The organism is Oleiphilus sp. HI0117 (assembly GCF_001635235.1).
In genome coordinates this window covers 1-4,336 of sequence record NZ_LWGA01000988.1, presented here as the reverse complement: position 1 = coordinate 4,336, position 4,336 = coordinate 1, and the positions used below count along the sequence as shown (strand labels likewise).

Annotated in this window: 5 protein-coding genes; all 5 read left to right on the top strand. The window is 41.5% G+C overall.

What is annotated here, in order from left to right; genetic code table 11:
- The first annotated feature begins 169 nt into the window (after positions 1–169).
- Positions 170–883, top strand: a complete 714-nt coding sequence (locus tag A3757_RS17850) for a hypothetical protein (protein WP_068553734.1) — start codon at positions 170–172, stop codon at positions 881–883.
- Positions 884–1,859: 976 nt separating this feature from the next.
- On the top strand, positions 1,860–2,648 hold the full coding sequence (locus A3757_RS17840; RefSeq protein WP_068510926.1) for an ABC transporter substrate-binding protein: 789 nt from the start codon (positions 1,860–1,862) through the stop codon (positions 2,646–2,648).
- A 264-nt stretch (positions 2,649–2,912) separates the two neighbouring features.
- Positions 2,913–3,182, top strand: coding sequence for a hypothetical protein (locus A3757_RS17835; protein WP_156490479.1), 270 nt, complete (start codon positions 2,913–2,915; stop codon positions 3,180–3,182).
- 100 nt (positions 3,183–3,282) lie between these two features.
- Positions 3,283–3,549 (top strand): hypothetical protein, encoded by a 267-nt coding sequence (locus A3757_RS17830; protein WP_068510923.1) that lies wholly within the window; start codon positions 3,283–3,285, stop codon positions 3,547–3,549.
- 95 nt (positions 3,550–3,644) lie between these two features.
- Positions 3,645–4,088, top strand: a complete 444-nt coding sequence (locus tag A3757_RS17825; protein ID WP_068510921.1) for a hypothetical protein — start codon at positions 3,645–3,647, stop codon at positions 4,086–4,088.
- Positions 4,089–4,336: the final 248 nt, after the last annotated feature.

Here is a 4,336-nt window from a genome sequence, read left to right as displayed (position 1 = left end):
TTATGGGTGTCCAATCCGACAAAAATTATGGTATTGTTTTTCATGGTGCTGGCCTCCGCTTATATGGTATGACACATATATTATGGCTCTGGCTTTGCTAACCCACGATAGGAGGTCAGCACTCTTTTGGGACGTGGGGAGTCATTATGTCTATGTGTGACGGTGTGTAATGAAGCTAAATTTCTATTGTGGTGCATGCAGAAAATACGTTGATAAGGAGCATCCTTCCTATCCTGTATTCGAATTTTCAGGGTATTCGGATGATGTTGTGTCCTGGAGTGATGAGATGGACGCAATACCATCCGAGGCAACGTCAGAAAAATGGAAACGATCGAACGTAATTCCAACCGAAGGCTCTACGAGAGTTATACGGATTCAAGGCCCTTTCTCAGAGCAATCTGACGCTACTTTTTGGTCCTTATATACACCAGCATTAGCACACTACAATGGCTGGGATTGTCATCCAGAAGAGATAGAAGAGTCAGCTTTCGTTAAAGTTAAGATTGTTAAGGTTTTTGAAAAAAGAGAAAAATTTGCTTGGATTAAGGTCAATATAGAAAGAGTTATATTATTCCGCTCAGCTATTCAGGAAGTTATGCCTGTCGACGACGAAGCTCTTTTTATCAGAAAAATATATGATATAGAGGGTACGCTTGACATCTTTGGTGATTGGATACATTTCCATGCATCTGCGCAAGGTGATCTTGGTTATACCATTCTAATCAAGGTGGATGAGAGTGGTATATGCCATTTGGTTTACTATATGGAATGGGGCAATCATTGCGACGCAGCCTATTTTGGGAATATTATTCTTTCAAAGGAAAGTGTTGACGAATTGGCGTCGCGAGACCCTGGGGAACACATAACAAGTTGGTCAACATGACGCCTGGCGGCGCATGTCACCAAGGCGTTAAATGTTTTTTGGCTCTTAAGGTTTAGGGCTCAATATTCGGCAGGGAATGCTCGTTTCTTATCATGTATTCCTCCGTTTAAAGTTTTAGGGTAGGTGGCACGTTTTCCCACTGTTCCGCTCTACTGTTTAAGCTTCTCAAGCACATTTTAATTTGTAGAGGCTTCGTCAATGGTGTGTTCCTAGGGAATCCGGTAAAGTCGCCATCTGCGGTGTTTTTGTCTCTGGGCAAGCACTTTGGTTTTAACGTGGTGTTTGGTGTAGTTGGGAGTTCTAAAACATCTAACCAGTTCATCAAACATCACTCCGGCCACAAAGAAACGTGGCCTGCGTTGGACGCACGATAGAGCCGTGCGCCGTTTATAAAAGCGTTAGAACTTTTTAATCAGATTGTAGATCAACCTAAAATGGATATAGAAAAAAAAGAATTTTGGGGTACAACGAAAGCTTCATCTTTAGCAACATACGGCTTTCTCATAGGGTTAATTAGCTGTTATTTTGCTTTAACTCAGCATGTAGCTTTATTGTTAGTATCAATCTTGTGCGTAGGCTCAATATTTTATGCGCTTACCACCAATTATCGACAAGGCTTTAATGTCAGGTGGCGGCTAGCTAATTTTATATTTCACTGTGTCTTTTTATTGGCCTTAGTTTCAGGGGTTGGCTTTGTATTATTTCTACTTTATGCGTAGTAAAGTTCTAACAAGTTTAGCCAGCATCGCCCCAGCAAAAAGACGCTGGGGCTGGACCTCGCTGCGCTCGGCCGCTGCTAAAGGCGTTAAGTGTCCGAGTGGTTGTCTGGTTGTCTGGTTGTCTCTTAAAGTATTTGTTACTTTTCGTAAGTAGCTGGCTTGCTGTAGAGAATTTAATGTGGTCTACACTATGGCTATCGGGTAAGTTTAGTATGAGACTATCGTGAATAGCTTGCTATGAATAAGGGGGAAAGGATATGAAACTGCGTATTTTTAGAATGCTTCTGCTTTTTATTCCAGTCGTGTCCATTAGCTATGCGTCATCAACTAGTGATCAAGCAAAGGAAATTACCTTAGTTGCAGATCAATGGTGCCCCTATAACTGTGTTCCTGGCACAGAGAGACCTGGCCTTTTGGTAGAGATTGCAAATTATTCCTTTTCGCAGGAGGGGTATAAGATAAATTATATCGTTAGGCCCTGGATTCGTTCAATTTTGACTGTCCGTAATGGTGACTATGATGGAATTATTGGTACGGGTAGAGATGAAACACCTGATTTCATTTTTCCAGATGAACCTTTGTATAGCATTGAACATGTTTTCTATGTGAAAAACACATCTGATTGGCGTTTTAGTGGGTTTAAGTCATTACAGAATATCAACCTTGGTGCTATAAAGAATTACTCTTATGGCAGCCTTCTTAAGGAATATATTGAGCCAAACCAAGCGAATATCGCACGTTTAACTATTCTTCATGGTGATGATGCTTTTAGCCGTCTAGTTGAATTACTTAAAATAGATAGGATTGATGCTTTCGTAGAGGAATCTAATATAGTGCTAAACTATTTGACAGGCCTTAATTCGTATGAAGATATCAAATCAGCAGGGGTTGCTTCAAAAGAAGACATATATATCGCTTTTTCTCCGAAAAAACGTAACGCAAAACTTTATGCAAATATTCTATCAAAGGGTTTAAAAGAACTTAAGAGTTCTGGCAAATTAGATCATTTGCTACTTAAATATTCTCTATTAAAACCGCCGAAATAGAAAAAGTCTGGTGCAACTGTTTTTTTGGGTGGCCATGAAATTAGGGGCGGTGGGTACAGCTTGTTTGTACATGGAAACACTTAACCAGGCGTTCAACACGGACTCCGTAATGCTGACACCTTTTGTGCAAAAATACGCACAAAAACTGCCATCATTACTCCTCCGGTTAACGCGGCGTTATATTTTTTAAACACTGTCACTGTTCAATATACAAGGAAACTAATAGTGAGTAATTGCCCATCTTGCTCCAAAAAGTTTGGCTTTATGAATCTGCTAAAGTCATCAAACCCCATGCGTATCAAATGCAGTGGCTGTAAAGAAATAATACGCATAAATGGTTTTCACGCTCTTATAGCTGTTGTTATTACTTTACCATTAGCGTTTTTAGTTTTAGCTGCTGTAGCAAAGGCAACTGCTAGCGGGGGTATAGCAGTTGCAGCGGCAATATTTTCAGGCTTAGTCGCTGAGTTTGTATTTTATAAATTGGTAATTTCTGGCAAGGTTAAATCTAATCTCGTAGCAAATGAAATATAACCAGGCAATCAAAGATCGCCCACGAAAGGGCCCGTGGGCTGGACTCGCTCTGCTGCGCGCCGCTCGCCCTTTATTGCGGCGTTAGGCTCATGGAGATGCTATGAAAGTCGAGATAGTAAGAGATACTGGGACAGGTTATTTTGGCACAACAACTGCCAGAACAAATGTTCCACAAGGAAAGAAACTTGAGCTTACCATGCAGAATCTATGTTCAACTTTGGGCATTAAAAAAATCTACTGGACCATTAGCTCAAGAGAAGCAAAATATTATCGCCCGGATGGACCTTATACCTATCAGAGTGCTTCCAATACCATTCTTGAATTATCTGAAAAAGTAGCCGAGAAATATGCGAATAAAAAAGCCTAACAAGTTTAGCCTGCCTCGCCCCGGAAAAATCCCCGGGGCTGGACTCGCTATCGCTCGCCGCAGCTAAAGGCGTTAGCTGTAAAAAAGGAGTTAAATTGAAGCACATATTTGTTATTGCAGTTTTAGCCTTATTGTCAGGTTGTAGTTCAATGGTAAAGACCGAAATTGGAGATTACGATTACGGCAAAAGTTTAAGTGAACTACAAAGTCAGCATATCGAGTTACAACCTCAGGATGGTTTATTCTCTGAACCACGAATTAGCATTCCATTAGATGATGCTAAAAGCCTTTGGGGAGAGCCCCAAAGTACGGAAAATCTATGGGGCGAAAAAGCTTTGGGTTCTGGTATCGCTTTAAGTGCAGCAGCTACTGGCTTAATTAGTTGGGCGGGTTATGGAGTAATAGAGCTGATGTTTTTGCCTCCTTGCCAAGAACATGTATGGTCAATAAAAAATAAACAAGTCTTAGCTAAAAGCTGCAGTACCATTGGTACAGGGTATCAATCCAAAATAGTAAAATGGGATTGGTCCGAAAATTAAATCAGCTAACAAGTTTAGCCTGCCTCGCCCCGGAAAAGGCCCCGGGGCTGGACTCGCTATCGCTCGCCGCAGCTAAAGGCGTTGGTATGACTCCCCACGTCAAGAGGCCCGCACAAAATCCTGCCGGAACCTCGGCCAGAGCCTTTCTTTTTAATTAACATTCTTCCCGTTAGGGAAGCGTCAACGCATCAGATGAAGCAAGTAATTTCGACGGTGATCATGCTGGTATTCGTGGGTTGCTAACGCGA